This window comes from Niabella beijingensis (assembly GCF_020034665.1).
GTDB classification, from domain to species: domain Bacteria; phylum Bacteroidota; class Bacteroidia; order Chitinophagales; family Chitinophagaceae; genus Niabella; species Niabella beijingensis.
Window position 1 is genome coordinate 711,878 of the sequence record NZ_JAIQDI010000002.1, and the last position, 22,468, is coordinate 734,345.

A 22,468-nucleotide genomic window follows, 5' to 3' on the forward strand; every position below is an offset into this window, starting at 1 on the left:
ATATTATTTTAGCATCCGTAAAAAAATAAAAAGACGGTTGGCAAAAACGTTGTATATAATCGGAGGTGGTGCATCCGGATTTTTTTGTGCGGTAAATGCGGCACGGTTGTACCCGGATTTACGTGTAGTGATCCTTGAAAAGAGCGCGAAGCTGCTGTCGAAGGTGAAAGTGAGCGGCGGCGGGCGTTGTAACGTTACCCATGCCTGTTTCGATATTGCTGAGATGGCACGGCGCTACCCGCGGGGCGGCAATTTTGTAAAAAAGATATTTCATGAATTTTTTACCAGCGATACGATCAACTGGTTTGAGGAACGTGGCGTGCAGCTGAAGACCGAGGCCGATGGACGTATGTTCCCGGTATCCGATTCGTCACAAACGATTATTGACTGCCTGCTAAACGAAGCCGGCCGCTACGGTGTAACGATCCGCATGCAGGAAGCCGTGACCGGCATCCGGAAAACAGCGGCAGGATTTGAAATTGAAACAGCAAAAGGAACGGTTTTTCATAGTGATTATGTATGTGTGGCCTGCGGCGGTTTTCCGAAGGCAGAGCAATTTGAATGGCTGCGTAATCTGGGACATACTATTGCTGTTCCGGTACCTTCGTTGTTCACCTTTAACAGTCCGCAACATCCGTTAACGGAGTTGATGGGGGTAAGCGTTACGGAGGCGCGGGTTGCTGTTGCAGGTACAAAGCTCCACCAGCGCGGAGCGTTGCTGGTAACACATTGGGGGATCAGCGGCCCTGCCGTATTACGTTTGAGCGCCTGGGCCGCCAGGGACCTTGCGGGGCAGGAATGGACGTTCACCGCAATCATCAACTGGCTGCCGGAGCTTTCGGAAACGGAGCTGAGGGAACGGTTCGTAACATGGCGTTCGGAAAAAGCTGCACAAAAAATAGGGAATAAAAATCCGCTGGAGCTTCCCGGCCGTCTCTGGCTGTTTCTGCTGACCCGGTCCGGAATCGATGAGCACCGGCGCTGGGCAGACCTGCCTTCAAAAAATCAAAACCTGCTGATCCGGAACCTGCTGGCTTTTGAGTTGCCGGTAAAAGGGAAGACCACCTATAAAGAAGAATTTGTAACGGCGGGAGGAATTACGCTGGCGGAAGTGGAACCACAAACAATGATGAGCCGGAAAATACCGGGTCTGTTCTTTACAGGAGAAGTGATCGATGTGGACGGTATCACCGGCGGCTACAATTTTCAGAATGCCTGGAGCACGGGCTTCATAGCGGCACGATCCGCAGGACAGCTGGCTAGTGCCCCATCTTTTTAATATAGTCGGTTGGGGTCATTCCGAACTGTTTATGAAAATTCCTTCCAAACTGGGTCAGCGAGCTGTAGCCGACGGTTTCTGCAATCTCATTCATCCGGTGGTGGCCCTCGCTGATCATGGCAGCTGCTTTTTTCAGCCGGGTAAGGTTGATCATTTCATTAGGCGAGAGATCAGAGATCGATTTGATCTTGCGGTACAGGGTAGGGCGGCTCATATTCAGCTGCTGTGCCAGAAACTCTACGTCCAGAAGGGTGTTGGAGAGATTGGATTCGATCAGCTGCTGCAGTTTTTCCAGGAATTGCTCGTCCATCCTGGTATGCGCCATCGTTCTGATATGCGTGAGCGGTGAGTTCGCAAAATAATCTTTCAGTTTCATCCGGTTATTGAGCAAGCTGGCAACCTGTGCATTCAGGTGTTCGGGAGAGAATGGTTTTTCAATATAGGCGTCTGCGCCGGCGTCAAGCCCCTCGATCTTTGACTGCAAAGAATTTTTTGCCGTCAGCAATACAATGGGGATATGGCTAAGCTCGAAATTTGATTTTATATAATCACAAAATTCCAGGCCATCCATGCCCGGCATCATAATATCACTGATGATCAGGTGAACGATCTGCTCTTCAAGTTGCAGCAGTGCTTCATTACCGCTGGTTGCTGTAAGTACGGTATACCGCTCTTCCAGATCGTCCCGTAGAAAGTCAAGAATATCTTCATTGTCATCTACAATCAGTATTGTAAATTTCGACAGGTCTTCTGTAAATAGCTCTTTGCTGTTCAAGATAAAAACATTGGTTTATGCCTGTGCCGGACGGATAGGGAACAGGACTTCGAAAGTAACCAAATTTTCCATCGGGGCCAAACGGATAAGACCTCCATGAAGGTCGATAAGTGATTTGGCGAGCGCCAGGCCGATCCCTGCGCCGGAGATGCTTTCGGTAAACTGCGAACGGAAGAACAGGTCAAAGATCCGGGGCCGGTCCTTTTCCGGTATCGGGGGGCCGTCATTGCTGATCTGGATCAGGAATTGCTGTGCCTCCTTCAGATGTAAAAGACTGACGCTGACCTTGCTGTTGCAATACTTGAGTGCATTATCCAGCAGGTTGCTGACGATCTTTTTAAAAGCCTCCGGATCAATAGCGGCTTCGAATGTTTCAGAAGGGATATCCAGTTCAAAAGAAATAGCATGCTCTTCTGCCGTGGGTTGAAAATTGCTCCAGATGGCCGCCAGCAGCTCGGTAATATCGGTGTTCACAAAATTTAATGAAACCTGCTCGGATTCCGCTTTCCGGAAATCGAGCAGCTGGTTGCTCAGTTCCAGCAGGCGTTCCGTATTCCTGTTCATACTGCGGAGGTATTTTTCTGTCTGCGGGGTGGGGGTTAGCAGTTTGGTGATTTTTTCCAGCGGCGCTTTGATCAGTGTCAGTGGCGTGCGGATCTCGTGTGCCACTTTGGTAAAGAAATCGATCTTTGATTCGATGAGTTCCTTTTCTTTTTGTACGGCGTACAACTGCATTTTTCTTTTTTGTTTGGCGGCTATATTGCTGCGATAGGTCCGGACGGAAATGTACGCAATAATGATCAGCAATAAAAGATAGATCATATACGCCAGCGGGGTTCTCCATAACGGGGGACGGATCAGGATGCGGAGACTGCGCTCATTATTCTGCCAACGGCCGCTGCTGTTGGTGGAACGTACTTTAAAAACATATGAACCCGGAGGCAGGTTGGTAAAGTAAACGCTTCTGTTGGTTTTGATATAGTTCCATTCTTCATCCAGCCCTTCCAGTTTATAGGCGTACTCCACATTATCCGGTGCGGTAAAATTGATTGCTGCAAAATCGATATTGAAGGTTGACTGCGGATAGGCGAGCGTGATCCGCGGCGTGATGAGCAATGACCGGAACAACGGGCCTTTCTTTGGCGCAATGGATAGCGGCGCGTTGAATACCGAGAAGTTGGTGATATATACAGGAGGCGTATATGTATCTGTAGTGAGCTTCGCCGGATCAAAGCTGATCATTCCTTTTACGCTTCCGTAATAGAGCCGTCCGTTCCGGTCTTTGAATGCCGAAGAATAATTGAACTGGTCTCCCAGGAGTCCGCTCGTTTTTGTAAAGGTCCTTAATACCCCGCCTTCCGGATCCAGCAGCACCAGGCCTCTTGATGTGGTGACCCAATGCCGGCGCAGCGGGTCTTCTGCAACCGTATAAATAAGATTGCTCGGAAAACCTGTAGCAGTTGAATACGTGACCACCTTTCGTGTAACAGGATCAATATTGAATAAGCCATCTTCAGTGGCGATCCATAATGTATGATCGGAGGCCTCATGAATATAGGTGACCCTGTTCTCGGACAGGCGGTCCTTGTTCTGATACAGCAGTTGCAGCTGACCGTAAATCTTTTTCCGCGGATTATAGTAGTGCAGTCCGTCCTGGAAGGTGCCCGCCCAGATCGTTCCGTCGCTTGCCTCAAGGATACCGGAGTAAAAGCCTCCCCGGGGAAAATAGCCGGGCGCAGTAAAATTGCCTTTTTTTTCATTATAGATGTAGATCCCGTTGGAAGTACCGGCCCATATCCGGTTGTCGGAGGTCTTATAAAGACTGTGTATGAAATTACTTTTCAGATCATTGGGACCGGGTCCGGCCGTAAAGTGATGAATCACGTTGCCGGTGCGGAGATCCATAACATCCAGACCATGTTCAAATGTTCCGATCCAGAGCCGGTTGCCATCATGCAGCAGCCCGTGAATATTGGTGTGGGCGATGCCCGAAGGTTTTCCGGTAGGTTTGAAATTAATGAATGTTCCGGTTGCCGGATCGAATTTGTTGAGCCCGGCATCTTCTGTGCCGATCCAGAGATGACCCGAATCATCGGCGGTGATCTCCCGTACCGCATTGCCCCGGATCGATCCTGCACCGGCGCCGGGGAAATATTTTTCAAACGGCGGGTTTTCTTTAGGGTAGTAATTCAGCCCGCCGAAATAGGTCCCGATCCAGATGCCGCCTTCCCGGTCTTTACAAAAGGAGTACACGGCATTATCGGTAAGTGCATAGGGATTCTGGTAATGTTTCTTCAGGTTGGTAAACCTGCCGGTGCGGGCGTTGTAAATATAGATGCCGCTTTCTGTTGCAACCCAGTATTCGCCTTCTTTCGATTGCACAAAATCACGCGCATAGATCTGTGTGTTGTCGGTATTGTAGGTCAGCAGGTCTTCATAAGTATGCGACGCTGTATAAAATTTCTTGATGCCCTGGGTTGCTGTTCCTACAAGAAAATATCCTTCGCCTGTATCATAGATCCGTTCCAGCCAGGGAGAGACCGGCGGGGGCGAGTGTTGAAAAAGGGAAAAAAAAGAGAATCGCCCGCTGGCGCTGTCGTAGCGGCCGACAGAACCCGATAACAGGCCTACCCATAATTCATTGGCCTTTGAAATAGTGAGGGTGGTGCAGAGATCCAGTTCATTGTTCAGAAAACGGGTGATTCTTCCGGTTTGCCGGGAGTACCGGTATAATTTAAAATTGATGATAAACCACAGGTTGCCTGCAGCATCTTCATCAATGGCCCGCACCAGTTGTTTGGGGGTATGTTGCAGGAAAGTAAAAGTCTCATCTTCCGGGTGATACGCATAGATGCCATGTTCGGTGCCGACCCAGATGGTTCCTTCGCGTCCTTCGTGCAATTGCCATACCGAATTATTTCCGAGACTGCTGCTGTCTCCCGGTGTGTTGCGGAATACCTTAAAACTGTAGCCGTCAAAGCGGTTCAGTCCGTCTTTGGTACCAGCCCAGATAAATCCCTTTTTATCCTGGATCACGCAGGTGGCTGTATTATTGGATAATCCTTTCTCTACCTGGAAGCGTTCAAAATAGTATTGTTGCGCACAAACGCTCTGTACACAGAATATAAATGCAACAGCTGAAAAAACATGTATGATCCAACCCTTCAAATGCAACCGGTTTTTATAGTCAAATATAAGTAAATGTAACAGCGGAATCAGTACGGGTACATTTTTTAAGCAGCATGCATTTCTTTATGATTGCGATCAGTACGGTAGATACCCAGTGAAGTGAATTGATACAATTTGATGAAAGAATGAGACAAAATATTAAGGAATCAGGTGTGTGGAATACTATTTTTGGAAGAACGCTGATTGTTAAATTTTATGCTATATGAATGATCGATTCAAAAAGCCATTGGGCCTGTTCCGTTATGGACGTTGTGTGCCCTTTTTCATCTTTCTGTTTTCCCTGCTGAGTACGGTGTACGCCCAGGAGCAGAAGACCGTTTCGGGTACGGTAACGGACGAGCGGGGAACGGCGCTGGTGGGTGCCAGTGTATCTGTTAAAGGCACCACCACTGCAACGGTAACCGGGGAAAACGGAACCTACCAGATAGGAGTGCCTGCAAATGCCGTGCTGGTGATCACCAGCGTAGGCTATGCGACGCAGGAGGTAGCTGTAAGAGACCAGCCTTCCGTTGACGTGGTATTAAAAGCATCTGCCACCGACCTGAATGAAGTAGTGGTGGTGGGGTATGGTACCCAGTTAAAGAAAGACCTGACGGGAGCGGTTTCTGTTGTAAAATCCGCCGATGTATTAAGACGCCAGTCCACCACAGTAGCAGAAGCCCTGCAGGGACTGGCTACAGGTATCCGTGTAAGAGGTGGTGGTCGTCCGGGTTCTGAAGCACTTATACAGATCCGTGGCGCAAAGAACCTTACGGGAACAAATCCTTTGTATGTAATCGACGGATTGATCACAGATGCCAACCGCGATTTTAACAGTTTTGACATCCAGTCGATCCAGATCTTAAAAGATGCCTCTGCGGCGGCCATTTATGGTTCGAGGGCAGCGAATGGGGTGATCATCATTACCACGAAACAGGGGAAGGACGGACCGATGAAGATACAGGCTTCAGCACGCTATACAGTGCAGAAGATGCCACAGTACGACCTGATGGAAACGCCGGACTTTATGAAGCTGAATTATCAGGCGTATGACAATGCCGGTGTTGCCCGGCAGCAGCTGGACAGCAGCGTAAATACCGACTGGCAGGATGTGGCATTCCGCCCCGGCGCTGTAAAGGACCTGAACATGAGCTTCTCCGGCGGCGGAAACAATGGCTCTTATTATGTTTCCGGAGGCTATTTCGGAAATAAAGGAACGGTGATCGGTACTGACTTCAATCGTTATAACCTGCGGGTCAATACACAGGGTACAAAAGGGATCTTTAGTATCGGCGAAAACCTGGCCATCAGCAACGCAGATGTATCCGATATGCAGGGCAACCCGGTAGTAGATGTTTACCGCCTCCTGCCCACTATACCGGTATATGATGACAGTCACCCGGGCGGATATGGTTATGGTGATGAGCGGAAAGCCAGGACCTTTGGTACCAATCCGCTGGCCATTGCAAATATAGTGAACTCAGGTGTTGAAAATTTCCGTGTAAGAGGCAACCTCTGGAGCGAATTGAAATTTACCTCCTTCCTGAAATACAGGCTGAACCTGGGTTATGAAACCAGCCGCGATCATTATAAATACCTGAAGAAGGACGGGTTCTGGACATTGAACCAATCCTATGATCCTTCCATTGCCAATGAGAACAGGGCCTCTTATGAAAATAAATTGATAGAAAATACACTGAGCTTTAAAAAGCAATTCGGAAAGCATGATATCTCTGCTATTTTAGGACAGTCGTTCCAAAAACAAACCTATGCGCAGATATGGGGTTCAAAGCGGAATATAGTTCGGGACGCGTCCGGCCGCTATTATGACGTACTCGATCAGGGAGATGGCGGACAATTGGGCGGTTACCGCCAGGAAGCCGATCTGATCTCTTATTTCGGACGGGTGGAATATGCGTATGATAACCGCTACCTTATCAATGGAGTATTGCGTTATGACGGAACATCGAGATTAGGGACTGGTTATAAAACAGGTTATTTCCCCTCTGTATCCGCAGCATGGCGCGTTAGCGGGGAGAAGTTCTTCCAGGTGCCCTGGATCAGCGATCTGAAAATAAGAGCTAACTATGGTACACTGGGTAGTTCCAATATCGGATATTATGATCCCTTCGCAGTGATCAATACTTTCCCCACCATCGCTATGGGGAAAGACCAGCATGTGGAACATGTCGGCACCCAGGTGCAGCTGACCAATCCTGATCTTCGCTGGGAAACCCTGGAACAGCAGAACTATGGATTTGATGTTTCTTTCCTGAATAATAAATTGTCATTAACAGGAGACTACTTCGTAGCAAAAACAAGAGATGTGCTTTATGGAGCTCCCATCTTAATGACAACAGGGAATGATGGCGGTAACCCGCTGGTGAATGCACTTTCACTGCAAAACAGTGGTATTGAACTTTCGGTCTCTTACCAGGATCAGACACATGAATTTAAATACGGAGGTACACTGAATTTTACAAGCGTACGTAATAAGGTGCTGAAACTGGGTTACCAGGGCAATGATCTGTTTACAGGAATGACCCGTACTACAGTGGGACAGCCGCTGGGCTTATGGTACCTGCTGAAAACAGACGGGATCTTCCAGACCCAGGAGGAAGTGAACAATCATAAGAATTCGGAGGGTAAAGTAATCCAGCCGAATTCAAAGCCGGGCGATCTGCGTTTTGTGGATATGGACGATGACGGCCAGATCACCAACAGCGATAAAGTGGTTATGGGACATGCCTGGCCAAAATTTGAAACCGGACTGAACCTCAACGGGGCGTATAAAGGATTTTCTGTAAACATGGACTGGTTTGGATCATTTGGGGCCAAGGTGGTGAACGGGCCGCGTATCGCAATGGATGGATTCTCCGATAATGCCAACTATCGGAAAGGGATACAGCCCTGGACCCCCGAAAACCCCAACACCGATGTGCCGAGAGCCTTATATGCTTCCTCACTGAACTCAAGAGGGGATATTGACCGCTGGCTGGAGAATGGCTCTTTTGTGCGATTGAAACTGATCAGCCTTTCTTATGATCTACCCAAGGAATGGTTGTCAAAGATCGGGTTTGCCAATGCCCAGATATCTGTTTCCGGACAGAACCTGATCACTATTACAAAATATACAGGATTGGATCCTGAGTTTAATAATACCAACATTTATGAGAGAGGCTATGATTTCGGAGCCTACCCGAATCTGAAAATGTATACTGTTGGATTAAATTTTGGTTTTTAGGCAATTTAGTTAAAGTGAAAATCCGGCCGCACCGCATGCCGGCAACAACTTAAAAATATTCCGATGAAAAAGAGTTTCTTGTTTATATCGATGGCCCTTTTACTAAGCTCCTGCAGCAAGTCTGTATTGGATCAGTTAAATCCCAATGCCATGCCGGTTACCCAGTTCTGGAAAACGGAAGATGATGCACAAAAGGCAGTAAATGCCATTTATGCGATGTTCTATCAGAACGGTGGCTGGAACCGCTGGATCTATTTCCGGCTCGACCTTACCTCTGATGAAGGCATGAGCAAAAGTCCCTGGGTGGAGCTGGCGGACTGGACACGTTTTAATTATGTGAATTATAATTTTTTTGAAGGCAATGGCAATACCTGGAAGGATACCTACAAAGCTATTTTCCGCGCCAACCAGGTACTGAAATTTGTTCCGGATATCCCGTTTGCCGATGAAGCAAAGAAAAAAACCATTCTTGCCCAGGCAAAATTTTTCCGTGCACTCTATTATTATTATGGCGCGCTCCTCTGGGAAAATATGCCGATTATGACTGATCCGCACGTGGATGACCCGGGCTACACGCCCCCTGCGGGTACACTGGCCGAAGTGTGGGCCCTGGTGGAGAAAGACCTGACAGAAGCCTTGCCGGATCTCCCGGTAATCTGGGATGACGCCAATGTAGGGCGGCCCACCAAAGGCGCCGTAAATGCCTTCCTGGCACGTGCTTATATGCAGCAGCATAAATGGACCGAAGCCAAAACAGCACTGGATTATTTTTTTACGGGAGCAGGTCAGGGAAAGTATAGTTTGGTTGATTTTAAAGAGAACTTCAGGGCCACCGATGAGAACAATGAAGAGTCTGTTTTTGAGATCCAGTTCTCCGATGCCAATAAAACAGGAGAAGGCGATGGGGTGAACGCCAATATGGGAAGCAACCGTACACAGTTCTTTGCACCCCGTGGTATCGGCTGGTCGGACGGGCAGGCCCGGTTCTGGCTGGTGCAGGAATTTAAGAAAGAAAAAACAACAGACGGCAAAATCGATCCCCGGCTGCGCTATTCACTGTTTTATCCCGACCTGGAGAAGGATTTTGGGGATAAGGTATATGGTAAAACCTGGGAGCAGGGAGAGTGGGGGCAGGACGAAGCCTGGTTTAAGAAATATTCCAGGGATTATTACCGGACCAATGAAGATTATTATTCAGAAGTGAACAACCGGCTGGTACGTTATGCCGATATTTTACTGATGTATGCGGAAGTGCTGAATGAGCTGGGACAAACATCCGATGCAGTCCAGTATGTGAACCAGGTAAGGGAACGTTCAAAAATGGCACCGCTGGCAACAGCCCATCCTACCGCAGTGTTAAACAAAGATAATTTCCGCGACCGGCTGAAAATGGAGCGGGCACTGGAACTTTGCGGAGAGAGTGTGCGCTGGGCAGATCTGAAACGCTGGGGTGACCTGGAAACACAGCAAAAGCTGGATGTGGTAGCACAGCGGGATCCGGATTTTAAAAACTTTACCATTGGAAAGCATATCCGTTTGCCATTGCCGCAAACAGAAGTACTGAATAATCCCAATTTAAAACAGAACCCGGGTTATTAATACATCACCCGGATTTGCCCGATAAACAAGTATAAAAAAACATAACGCATAATGAAAAAGTTGAACATTAGGAATTTTATGAAAGGCACAATGGTGCTGGCCGTCGCGGCATTGTTAGCAACTTCCTGCAACACACCCGGTGCTGGGAAAAGCGAAGGCGGGGACTCGGCTACCGCCACCAACACCACCCGGGAAATATGGACGGCGCAGCAGGCCAACGACTGGAATGCAAAACAACCCTGGTATGTAGGGGCCAATTTTTTGCCCAGTACCGCCATTAACCAGCTGGAAATGTGGCAGGCTGAAACCTTTGATACGGCTACAATCGACAAAGAGCTGGCGCTTGCGGCGTCTATCGGTATGAATGTGATGCGGGTGTACCTGCACGACCTGGTTTTTAAAAATGACGAACAGGGTTTTTATGACCGGATAAATAAATTCCTTGAAATAGCCGACCGGCATAAAATAAAAATACTGTTCACCATTTTTGATTCCTGCTGGGATCCCTTTCCCAAAGCAGGAAAGCAACGGGACCCGAAGCCCTTTACACATAATTCCGGCTGGGCACAGAGCCCCGGTCAGGCCGTGCTGAAGGATTCGACGCAATACCCCGCATTGGAGCATTATGTAAAATCAATTGTAGGTAAATTCGCCAACGATCAGCGCATCATTGCCTGGGATGTATGGAACGAACCGGATAATATGACAGGGTCTTCCTATCAGAAGGTGGAGATACCTAATAAAGTAGAACTGGTGCTACCATTGCTGAAAAAAACATTTGAATGGGCGAGAAGTGCCAATCCTTCACAGCCGCTGACCTCGGGTGTATGGGCCGGCAACTGGGAGTCGGACAGTACCCTGAAACCCATCGAACGGTTACAACTCGAAGAATCGGACATCGTATCCTTCCATTGCTATGATGACTCGGTAACGCTTCGTAAAAAGATCAATGAGTTAAAGCGCTATAACAAGCCACTCTGGTGTACCGAATACATGGCGCGCCCCAATAAGAGCACCTTCCAGAGCTCCCTGCCGATCGGCAAGGAAAATAAGGTGGCCATGATCAACTGGGGTTTTGTGGATGGTAAGTCCCAGACCATTTATCCCTGGGATAGCTGGACAAAAACATATACCGGCGAGCCGCCGCTTTGGTTCCATGATATTTTCCGGAAAGATGGTACTCCCTATAAACAGGAAGAGGTTGATTTCATAAAAACCATGACCGGCAAACAATAAAATTAGATTTATATTGTTGAAAAAACAGACAGAAAGGATCCCCGTTTGTGTTTATCATGAACGGGGATCCGGGCTGTGAAAGAACAGGACGGAAAGCTGATGGTCATAAATGTCCGCTCCTTATTTTAACCATTAAACCTGCAACGACGTGTACCGGTTTTTTTTGAGCATATTGATCTTATCACTGGGGTTCGCTTTAAAAGCCGAAGCCCAGGCAGCCGAAGCAAAGAACCCGCTGGTAGCGGATCCCACGATTTTTTATTACAAGGGAATCTATTACTTATATGGAACAAACGGACATAATGCCGATAAAGGGTTTACGGCCTATACTTCCGCGGACCTGATGTCGTGGAAAAATGCCGGGCAAGTACTTAGCCCCGGCCAGGCATTTGGCGATCGCGGCTTCTGGGCGCCGCAGGTATTTATGTATAAAGGCCGGTTCTATATGGCGTATACGGCAAATGAACATATTGCAATTGCAGTAGCCGATAATCCCCTGGGTCCGTTCAGGCAAAAGGAATTAAAGCCGCTCCAGGCACCCGTGCGGATGATCGATCCCTTTGTCTTCTTTGATAAGGGTAAGATCTATCTGTACCATGTGCGGTTGCAGGAAGGCAACCGGATCTTTGTTGCAGAAATGGACGAAACATTGAGCAGTATTAAAGAAGAAACAGCGCAGGAATGCCTGCATGCTGCAGCCTCCTGGGAAAATACCGCCAGTGCCAAATGGGGTGTTACGGAAGGCCCGACGGTGTTTAAAATAAAGAACCGTTATTATATGCTGTATGCTGCAAATGATTTTCGTAACCCCGACTATGCGATAGGAGTTGCCACCAGTGCCGCACCCACAGGGCCCTGGAAAAAAGAGGCCGGCAATCCGCTTATTTCAAGATCCCTTACGGGCTTTAATGGTACCGGTCACGGAGATCTTTTTAAAGATAAAAAGGGCAACTGGCAATATGTGTTGCATACCCATGCTTCCGCATCACAGGTGGGACCCCGGAAAACAGCGATCATACAGCTGACGCTTCCCGGAAAAAATAATTCGATGATAACTGCCGATCCCAAAACATTCCGATTTTTAAATCTTCAGAAATGATCCGACTTTTTTATTTTTTATTTTTTGCGATGGTATTTGCCGGGTGCTCCGGTTCCAAAACTACTTCTGCCGTAAGCTCGTTTACCAATCCGTTGCTGCCCTCGGGGGCAGATCCGTATAGCTTTTATAAAGATGGGTACTACTATTATACACATACAGCTCAGAATAAGCTGGTGTTATGGAAAACAAAAGATCTTTCCGATCTGAAGGACGCGGAACAAAAGATCGTCTGGACACCGCCCCGCAATACCGCTTACTCCAAAGAATTATGGGCCCCTGAGATCCTCTTTCTGAGGGGAAAATGGTATATGTATTTTGCTGCGGATAATGGCAATAACCATAACCACCGGATGTACGTGATCGAGAACAGTTCTCCCGACCCGATGCAGGGCGAATGGGTATTTAAAGGAAAAGTAGCAGATCCTTCCGATAAATGGGCCATTGACGGGGATGTGTTTGAGTATAAAGGACAGCTGTATATGATCTGGTCAGGCTGGGCCGGTGATGCGAATGGTCAGCAGAACATCTACATTGCAAAAATGAGCGACCCCTGGACGATCGAAGGCGAGCGCGTACTGATCTCAGAGCCCGAATATAAATGGGAAAAATACGGATACCTTAAAGGCGAGACGCCGGATCATGTATTTGTAAACGAAGGCCCCCAGTTCCTGATCCGGAACGACCGGATCTTTATTGTATATTCCGCAAGCGGTTGCTGGACGGAAAACTATACGCTGGGTATGCTGACACTGAAAGACAATAAAAACCTGCTGAACCAGGATAACTGGGTGAAGAGCCCGGAACCGGTATTTAAAGCAGCTCCCGAGAACGGTGTGTATGCGGCTGGTCACAATTCCTTTTTTAAATCCCCGGATGGAAAGGAGGACTGGATCCTTTATCATGCCAACCCTCAGCCGGGACAGGGATGTGGCGGACACCGCTCGCCCCGGGCACAGCGGTTCACTTGGCGGAAGGACGGCACTCCTGATTTTGGCCGCCCGCTGCCTACCGGCAATCCTTTATCCGCTCCATCGAAAAAAAAATAAGATGAAAAAAGCCCTTTATCTTTTTGCAGCCCTGCTTCAGCTACAGGCCAGCGCCCAGTCCCCGGCCGTGATCCATACGGATTTTCCGGATCCCACGGTCATTGCAGCCAACGGTAAGTATTATGCCTATGCCACGAATTCAGATCCTGCCGGAAAATTTCTTCACATCCAGGTGGCTGTTTCGGACGACCTGAAGGAGTGGAAGATCATTGGTGATGCGCTGCCCGGGCAGCCCGTATGGGGATACAAGGATTTTTGGGCTCCCCATGTGTTGTACAATGCGCAACTCAAAAAATATGCGTTATTCTATTCCGCAGAAACCGTGGATACGACAGCCGGAAAGGCCATCGGCATTGCTTTTTCAGACCATCCCGAGGGGCCTTTTAAAGATTCCGGCAAGCCATTGATCGTGCGTCCGGAATTTGAAGCCATTGATCCGATGGTGATCAAAGATCCGCGCTCAGGAAAGTTTTATATGATCTGGGGGTCCGGTTTCCAGCCGCTCCAGATCCGTGAAATGGATCCATCCATGACAGCATTTAAAAAGGGGTCGGCTGCAAAAGCAGTGATTCAGGCGGGCGCCGATAAGGATTACGGGAGGCTGGTGGAAGGTGCCTGGATTGACTACAACGATGGTTACTATTATATCTATTATTCCGGGGATAACTGTTGCGGTATTGAAGCCCATTATGCCGTAATGGTGGCACGCTCAAAAAATATCACCGGCCCCTACACCCGGCTGGCCGAAGTGGCCGCCAATAAAAGCAGCGTGATCCTGGAAAGCGATGCACATATCGTCGCACCCGGGCACAACTCGGTTATCAAAGACAACAACGGGAAAAAATGGATCGCCTATCATGCCATTCCCAGGGAAGCGTTTGATAAAAAAAGATACGGCAGGGTGATGTATATCGACCGTATAATATACAGGGATGGATGGCCGGTTGTTGTAAAAGAACAACCACCGGCTATTTCCATCCGCTGGACAGATAGTGTGACCATCAGTACCGGGTATACTAAGAATGCGGCGGCGGACCAGCTGCCGGGTTATGGCGCCCAGTACCCGCGTCTTTTAAAACTTGCGAATGGCAATTGGCTGGCGGCGTACACCGTATTGCGGAATAAAGGTTACCGCCAGGAGTCCGGAGGCGGGCTGGAACTGGAAGTTGCGGAAAGCAGGGATAACGGAAGAACATGGAAGTCGGTCAGCTGGATCACCGATCCGGGAAGGGACCTGGATAATGCACAAATGATCCAGTTGCCTGATGGATCAGTATTGCTGGCCGGGCGCTCCGTCCGCTGGCAGGAATCGTACCGGCTGCCCGTATATAAAAGCAGCGACGACGGAAGGAACTGGCAGCGGTTAAGCATCATCGATGCAAACGAGGGAGCACCCGGCACGCTCGGAAAACCGGATAAGGGCATTTATGAACCCCATTTTTATTTTTTAAAAGATGGCCGGCTGGCGGTCATGTATGCCAATGAAAAACATGTAACGGAGTCGCCTTCTTATAGTCAGACCATTGCGCAGAAAGTATCGGAGGATTCTGGAAAGACCTGGGGAAAAGAGATCTGGGTGGCACATACACCGGGACATCCGAAATCGAGACCCGGTATGCCGGTAGTAGACCGCATGCAGAACGGGAAGTACATTGCTGTTTACGAAGTGTGCGGACCGGAAGATTGCGGCATCTATTATAAAACAAGTGCTGATGGCCTGCATTGGGCGGAAGGACTGGGTACAAAAGCCCCCGAACAAAAGGCTGCCCCCTATGTACTGTCTCTTGCGGATGGGAACCTGCTGTTGTCCTCTAACCTGGGAGTGGTCACGGTAAGCAATGATTACGGACTTACCTGGAAAAAACAACCCATGCCCTGGGTACTTCAGGTGCCTTTTGAAACCGACTGGACCCAAACACTTTGGCAGGGAATGTACCAGTTTGACGAACATACGGTCGGTATTGTAACATCAAGAAAAAGAGCAGGAGGAGGGCATGATATAAAAATCCGCTTTGGACGAATCGAAAAAAGCGGTATTTTGTAGGTCTGCTACAATGGTGATGTATTGTATATTTGATTCTTAATGATTGTTCATGCGCCTGCTTAAATCTTACAGCATCTTATTATTGTTTTTAGCCCCGGCGGCTGCTGCCCAGGAACAGCCCCATCTTACGGAAGCGATCCGGTATGTGCCCCGGGTGTTCACACCGTTTGACATCGGTGCCGTAAAGCCCGAAGGATGGCTGATGGATCAGCTGAAGACCGTTGCAGCGAATTCGACGGGGCATTTAGACGAAACCCACGATAAAATCAAAAATGACAATGGCTGGCTGGGTGGTAAAGGAGACGGATGGGAAGAGACGCCGTACTGGCTGGATGGAGCGGTCCCTGCAGCCTATCTGCTGAACGATGCTCCATTGAAAGAAAAAGTAGTAAAGTATATCAACTGGACCTTAGACCATCAGCGGCCTTCGGGATATTTTGGCCCGCTTACAAAATACGAACGGGAGACGGGAAAACCGGTAACGGTTGCGGTTGCTGATAAAGGAGAAGACTGGTGGCCGAAGATGGTCATGCTTAAGGTGCTGCAGCAATATTACAGTGCTACAAAAGATAAACGGGTAGTGCCATTTATGTTGCGTTATTTCCGTTACCAGGAAGCCGCACTGAAAAAGGCACCGCTTTCCAAATGGACCGAATGGGCGGTTTCCCGGGGTTCTGAAAATATGCTGGTGGTGCAATGGCTTTACAGCATTACCAAAGAACCCTTCCTGTTAAAATTGGCGGCGATGGTCCGCGATCAGTCGTTGCCGTGGAGCTCTATGTTCGGCGGGCGCGACTGGGTAATGAATGCGGCCGCATTTCAGAATAATAAAAGCTGGATGACGCGGCACGGCGTAAATGTGGGAATGGCGATCAAAGAACCTGCGCTGAATTATGAGCGGACCGGTAATAGAAAATATATAGATATACTGAATACCGGCTGGAAAGATATTATGCTGCTGCACGGATTGCCGAACGGCATTTTTTCGGCGGATGAAGATCTTCATGGGAACCTGCCCACGCAGGGAACGGAGCTGTGCGCAATAGTGGAAACAATGTTCTCGATGGAAGAAGCATTGTCCATTACCGGTGAGCTGCAGTTTGCGGATGCACTGGAACGCATGACCTTTAATGCTTTTCCGCCACAGACAACTGCTGATTTTAACAGGAAGCAATATTTCCAGATCGCCAACCAGGTGGAAGTAGATCGTGGCGTGTACGATTTCTCGCTGCCTTTCGACCGGCAAATGAACAATGTATTTGGTGCCCGCAGCGGATACAGCTGCTGCCTGGCAAATATGCATCAGGGCTGGCCCAAATTTGTAAGGAACCTCTGGCACCGGTCCGGCAGCAACGGCATTGCGGCACTCGTATATGGTCCCAGTGAACTGACAACAACCATCGGATCCATTCCCGTAACGATTGCAGAGAGAACAACCTACCCATTTAATGACGAGATCCTTTTTGAAATAAAGACCGGCACCGCGGTGGTATTCCCTTTTTTACTACGCATTCCCTCCTGGTGTCAAAAGCCCGAACTATGGGTGAACAACGAAATACAAACCCCGGTGACACAACAGGGGTTGGTTACCCTGCACCGGACCTGGAAAGAAGGGGATGTGGTCCGGCTCCGGCTGCCAATGACGGTTCAGGTCAGCAACTGGGGACGTAATTCAAGAGCCATAGAACGCGGTCCGCTGGTATATGCACTTAAATTAAATGAAAAAGCTGCTACGGGCACAGAAGCTTCCGAAGGTATGTACGAGACGCTCACCACTACGGATCCCTGGAATTATGGATTACTAAAAAAGATCGTTGATGATCCTTCCGGACTGAAAGTGACCGTAGAACCGCTGAAGCATAATTTTAGATGGGTGCAGGACCAGGCGCCGGTTACCATCACCGCCACGGGCAAACGCATTCCTGCATGGCACGCGGAAAAAGGAAGGGTTGCCGATCAGCCGGTATCCGACCGCGAAGGCATTTATAAAGGAACGGTAGCAGCAGGAGCGTATCCGCTCACCCTGATCCCTTATGGTTTTACCCGCCTGAGGATCGTAGCTTTTCCCGTGGTTCCGTAAACATAAAGCGTTGTAATTTTAACGAGATTAAACATTAAAATTGAAAAATGATAAACATGAATCAGACTTTTAAAGTGGCAACTTTTTCACTTTTGGCCGCAGGAATGTTTTCCTGCAAAAGCCCCGAAAACAAGGCTGGGGAACAAGGTGCTCCGGATTCAACAGCAGTAGCGGGTGCAGACAGTATATCTGCCCTGAATCCGGCAAACTTTGAAGCGACCATCGATGGAAAGAAAACCGGTTTGTATACGCTAAAAAATAATAACGGCATGCGGGTGGCCATCACCAGCTTTGGCGGCCGCATTGTAGGGCTTTGGGTTCCGGATAAATCCGGGAAACCAACAGATGTGGTGATCGGCATGGGCAGCGTGGAAGGCTATCAGAAAGCAACAGAAGCTTATCTGGGCGCAACCATCGGCCGGTACGGCAACCGGATCGCCCATGCGCGTTTCAAGCTCGATGGCAAGGAATATACGCTGGCGGCCAATAACGGCCCCAACAGTCTGCATGGCGGTAAAAAGGGCTTCCAGTACGTGGTATGGGATGCCGCGCAGCCCAACGACAGCACGCTGGAATTAAGTTATACCAGTCCGGATATGGAAGAAGGTTTTCCGGGGGAACTGAAAGTAAAAGTGATCTACAGCATCACAGCGGACAATGCGTTAAAGATGGACTACAGTGCACAGACCAGCAAGAACACGGTGGTGAACCTTACCAACCATGCTTATTTTAATCTTAATGGTGAAGGCAGTGGGGATATCCTGAAACACACCGCGCAGATCTATGCCGATAAATACACACCGGTAGATGCAACCCTGATCCCGACCGGTAAACTGGACCCCGTGACCGGAACGCCCTTTGATTTTACAAAACCGGTGGCCATCGGCGCCCGTATCGGTGAAGACAATACCCAGTTGAAATATGGAAAGGGGTATGATCATAACTATGTGCTCAATGGTACCAAGGGCGATTACGGGCTGACCCATGCGGCTACTTTTACCGGTGACCTGTCCGGCATTGTAATGGACATCTATACACAGGAGCCCGGGCTGCAGTTCTACAGCGGTAATTTTAATGAAGGAAAAAATACATTGAAATCCGGTGCAAAGGACATCCACCGGGGTGCCTTCTGTGCGGAGACCCAACATTTTCCGGATTCTCCCAATCAGCCTGCTTTTCCGAGCGTGGAATTAAAGCCGGGTGCAGCGTATCATACAGTTTCGTATTATAAATTTTCCGCGAAATAAGGATCATACAATTGTTGTAATATGCAAAGGGGCGCCAGCAGCGCTCCTTTTTTTATTGCCGGCCGTACAATCGTACCGGAATGGGCGCTACCTGTTGCAATGAAAAACGATTGAGCAACCGGATTCCCCGGCTCAAGAAATTTATACCTGTTTTGTTATTTTATTTTTTTAAAAAAGTATCAGATTGTTATGTTATATTTTTTGCAAATAACTTATTGAATACATTGTTGTTTTAATTAAACATTAAGGATTTATTAATTCTGTTTTAACAAAAAAAATATTATAAAAAACTTTAAATAAGTTTTGTTATATCCGATGTTGTCTTATATATTTGGAATCCATTAAATAAAATAAACCTTTTTAAATGTTTTAAAAAGGAAATTTATGAAGGAAAAGACTGGAATTAACAGACAGAACCCGAGATTATTGACAAATTGCTTTCCGTGTACGGACTTCGTTGGTTGTTCTTGAGATAGTTTTCTTTGGTGTATTGGGCAACGGTTCGTACTGCATTTGCAAAAACCTTAAATACGAATGGCCGGCTTTGTTGTAATCTTTCCCGGAGGAGTGCTTCCTGCCGGGGGAGGCCGGAGTATGTATAAAAGAGAATTCATATAATAGAAATTTTTCAGAATTGATTAACTGTTTAGTATGCAATTAAAAAAGCTGTTTATGCATTGCAGGTGGCAATTGATTGTTTTTTTGCTTTTGGGAGCCACTTCCACTTTCAATGGTATGGCCCAGGTTGACTCACTTTCCGACGCTGATAAGCAGGATTCAATTTTAAAGGCGGATGCCAGCCGGCAATTCAATGAGGAATTGGAACGGTCCAATCATCCGGGCCTGAGCGATACCTCTTCCGTATTGACCCTGGTGCATTTGGACGGGATAAAAAAGACGCCGTTCATCAGTGTGCAACAATACCTGAAAGGAAATGCTGCCGGTTTATACGTGAATGAAGAAAGCGGTGAACCGGGTGCCGAGCAATTTATGTTTATCAGAGGGCTTAACATGCCCGTGTTTAATAAGCAGGATCTGATCGCACAGCAGCCGGCTGTTTTTGTGAACGGTGTGCCGCTGGTACAGGAAAATGCGCTGACCTATAATATCCAGCGTTACGATTTTAACAGGATCGGTTCCGGTACCAACTTTTTATCGACCATTGATGTGAACAATATCGAAAGAATCGAAGTATTGAAAACGCCCTCCGATCTGGCTGTACTGGGACCACTCGCAGCGAACGGTGCGATCTGGATCACCACCAAAAATGCGCAGTCAGGCTACCGGAAAATAAATGTGGATACGTATTTCGGAGTGCTGAAACGACCGGCGGTATATAATGTAAACAGCCAGTATGAAAATGAATTCCGCGACCGGTACTATCAGAAGTATGCCACCCTGGATCAGATACAGAACAAACCATTGTATGTGGCCAATACACTGGATCCGAATTTTTACGGTCCTTCCGACTGGACGGATGTGTATTACAAGTCAAAACCGGTACACTATATCGGTGTAGGGCTGCTGGGGGGTATGGACAGGGCCAACTTTATGTTTAACATCAGCAAAACAAAGGATCAGAATTTTGACGCTACTTCACTCAACCGCTACAATATTGTTTTTGGTATTAACATGTTGCCCGCAAAATGGCTGACCATCAGCGGGAACGTAAACGCCACGCGGATGGACCGGGACCGTAACCGGAGTTTAAGAGACCGTTTCGCCGAAACAAGATTTGTTCCGGATCTGGCCAACCCACTGGCGCCCAACGCAGCTTCCTATAACAGCTTCCTGAGGAAATACGAGGGCTCAGTAGATGACAATATCAATAACTCCTTTTTCGGATCTTTCGGGGTGCGCGCAAAATTTGATGAGCTGGAACTGAATACCCGCCTGGCGGTTGACTACGAGGAATCGCTGCGGGATGTATTCTATGGTAAGGAACTGATGGATAACAACAATTTCCTGTCGACGTATACCGGGTTTAACCAGCGGTTTTCCGTACTCAATACGATCAAATATACACTGCCGTTTAATAATAACGCCCAGAAGATCCGCCTGGAAGCCGGACAAAGCTTCATATCTGATTTTGTAAAGTATGATTATGTTCTTGCCTATAACAGTCCGAATGATTTTATTAAGATCAAGGAGATCTATCTGGATGATAATACGAAGTTTTTAAACCGTAATGATATTTTCGGATATCCGTTTACCGATAAGACCAAAGCGAATCTTTCTTCCATGTACGGGCGCATCGGGTACTCGTATAAAAAGCTGCTTGACCTTGACTTTGTAGGACGTTATGACGGCTATTCTAATTTTTCCGAATATTCCCGCTGGCTGTTTACCCCGGTAGCAAGTGCCCGCTTCAATGTGCACGAACTGTTGAAAAGTGATGTATTGAGTACGTTCGTATTGAAAGGATCCTGGGGACAGTTTGGTAACCTGCTGGCCGATAACCGCTTCAAGATCGGGCCTCAGTACCGCGTGGACCTGGGTTACTCGGATGAACCCACCCTGGGTAGCTACGCCGGGCTGGCGGGCCTTTCACAACCCTATTCCTTTGGCTGGGTAAACGAATATTACAACTGGCCGTTCAGTGTGCGTACCAACATCGGAACAGAGATCGGGTTATACCAGAACCGGATTTTGTTGGGACTGGATTACTATAATAATAAGAATAAGAATCTGCTGGTGCCCACAAGCATGCCTGCTGAAAACGGTTTTTCCTATAAGTATGTACAGGGGATGACGGTGCAGAACAGTGGTCTGAACCTGACATTCAATGCGGCATTAGTAAAGGACAGGAAAGATTTCGGCTGGAACCTGTTCGGTAATTTCAGCTGGAATAAAAATAAATTGCTGCAATTGCCTTATGGGCTTACTTCACTGGTTTATGGCAGCAAAAAGATCGAGATCGGTAAGCCGGTGGATGCCTACTGGGTATATGAGAATAAAGGGATCATCAATTCCGAAGCAGATATTCCCAGGGGAAAGCTGAATCCGGATGGAAGTTATAATCCGTTAACTTTTAGCGGTCTGATCAGTTTCTCTCCCGGCGATGCCTTGTGGGCGGATAATAACGGCGACGGCAATATTGATGTAAATGATAAGGTGCTTAAAGGAAATGCGCTGCCGGTATATATCGGCGGATTGGGAAGTAATGTGACCTATAAAAGATTCACGCTTGATTTTCAGTTCTACCTGGCATTGGGGCAGCAGCTGCTGAACCGTTCTACCTCTAATAAACTGGATTTTGTAAACAACGAAAATTCCAGGGATATCAGTTATGTAAAGGAAGTGACTTTCTGGCAAAAGACCTTTGATTATAATGACTATCCGCTATACAACCCCTGGAGTAGTACGATCCCTTACCGCGTGGATCAGGATCTGTTTCTGGAAAATGCCGGCTACCTGAAATTGCGGAATGTATCACTTGGATATGATCTGGCAGGGCTCAACTTCCTGGATAAGGCAAAGTTTAATAAAGCGCTTTTATATGTAACCGCTTCCAATCTGTTTACCATTTCTTCTTTTTCCGGAGGCGATCCGGAGCAGGTGGATTATATGGGGTATTATAATGGAAGGGCGCTGCCCATTCCGAAATCTTTCATTATTGGTTTGAAACTGGACTTTTAAATAAACAAGGTT

The 22,468-nt window shown here is 47.9% G+C and carries 12 protein-coding genes; 10 read left to right on the forward strand and 2 right to left on the reverse strand.

All coding sequences use genetic code 11. The annotated features are described in order from the left end of the window. Positions 1-37: 37 nt before the first annotated feature. Positions 38-1,279 carry a BaiN/RdsA family NAD(P)/FAD-dependent oxidoreductase gene (locus K7B07_RS19110; RefSeq protein WP_223712133.1) on the forward strand — a complete coding sequence of 414 codons (1,242 nt, stop codon included), beginning with the start codon at positions 38-40 and terminating at the stop codon, positions 1,277-1,279. On the opposite strand, the gene K7B07_RS19115 is transcribed toward K7B07_RS19110, so the two are convergent. Both K7B07_RS19115 and K7B07_RS19120 read right to left on the reverse strand, forming a co-directional pair. Continuing rightward, a complete protein-coding gene (locus K7B07_RS19115) occupies positions 1,260-2,054 on the reverse strand; it encodes a response regulator (RefSeq protein ID WP_223712134.1) in 795 nt (264 codons plus the stop codon). The two genes, K7B07_RS19110 and K7B07_RS19115, sit on opposite strands and share 20 nt — an antisense overlap. Positions 2,055-2,069: 15 nt before the next feature. Next, on the reverse strand, positions 2,070-5,222 hold the full coding sequence (locus K7B07_RS19120; protein ID WP_223712135.1) for a ligand-binding sensor domain-containing protein: 3,153 nt from the start codon (positions 5,220-5,222) through the stop codon (positions 2,070-2,072). A gap of 223 nt (positions 5,223-5,445) precedes the next feature. Here K7B07_RS19120 and K7B07_RS19125 point away from each other — a divergent pair, with 223 nt between their 5' ends. The 9 genes from K7B07_RS19125 (at position 5,446) to K7B07_RS19165 (ending at position 22,456) form a co-directional block, all read left to right on the forward strand. Continuing rightward, positions 5,446-8,466, forward strand: coding sequence for a SusC/RagA family TonB-linked outer membrane protein (locus K7B07_RS19125; protein ID WP_223712136.1), 3,021 nt, complete (start codon positions 5,446-5,448; stop codon positions 8,464-8,466). A 63-nt stretch (positions 8,467-8,529) separates the two neighbouring features. Continuing rightward, the gene (locus tag K7B07_RS19130) at positions 8,530-10,065 is read left to right on the forward strand and encodes a RagB/SusD family nutrient uptake outer membrane protein (protein WP_223712137.1); all 1,536 of its coding nucleotides are present in this window, start codon (positions 8,530-8,532) and stop codon (positions 10,063-10,065) included. Between the two features lie 51 nt (positions 10,066-10,116). After that, entirely contained in the window at positions 10,117-11,301 is a 1,185-nt protein-coding gene (locus K7B07_RS19135) for a glycosyl hydrolase (protein WP_223712138.1), read from the forward strand. Positions 11,302-11,464: 163 nt separating this feature from the next. After that, complete coding sequence (locus K7B07_RS19140; protein WP_223712139.1) at positions 11,465-12,400, forward strand: glycoside hydrolase family 43 protein; 936 nt, start codon at positions 11,465-11,467, stop codon at positions 12,398-12,400. Next, positions 12,397-13,446: a glycoside hydrolase family 43 protein gene (locus tag K7B07_RS19145; protein WP_223712140.1), complete on the forward strand. Its 1,050-nt coding sequence runs from the start codon at positions 12,397-12,399 to the stop codon at positions 13,444-13,446. Before K7B07_RS19140 ends, K7B07_RS19145 begins: the two co-directional genes overlap by 4 nt. A gap of 1 nt (position 13,447) precedes the next feature. Beyond that, on the forward strand, positions 13,448-15,490 hold the full coding sequence (locus K7B07_RS19150; RefSeq protein WP_223712141.1) for a family 43 glycosylhydrolase: 2,043 nt from the start codon (positions 13,448-13,450) through the stop codon (positions 15,488-15,490). 49 nt (positions 15,491-15,539) lie between these two features. Further along, on the forward strand, positions 15,540-17,570 hold the full coding sequence (locus tag K7B07_RS19155) for a beta-L-arabinofuranosidase domain-containing protein (RefSeq protein WP_223712142.1): 2,031 nt from the start codon (positions 15,540-15,542) through the stop codon (positions 17,568-17,570). A gap of 56 nt (positions 17,571-17,626) precedes the next feature. Next, positions 17,627-18,817 carry an aldose epimerase family protein gene (locus K7B07_RS19160; RefSeq protein WP_223712143.1) on the forward strand — a complete coding sequence of 397 codons (1,191 nt, stop codon included), beginning with the start codon at positions 17,627-17,629 and terminating at the stop codon, positions 18,815-18,817. A gap of 651 nt (positions 18,818-19,468) precedes the next feature. Next, positions 19,469-22,456 (forward strand): SusC/RagA family TonB-linked outer membrane protein, encoded by a 2,988-nt coding sequence (locus K7B07_RS19165; RefSeq protein WP_223712144.1) that lies wholly within the window; start codon positions 19,469-19,471, stop codon positions 22,454-22,456. Positions 22,457-22,468 lie beyond the last annotated feature (12 nt).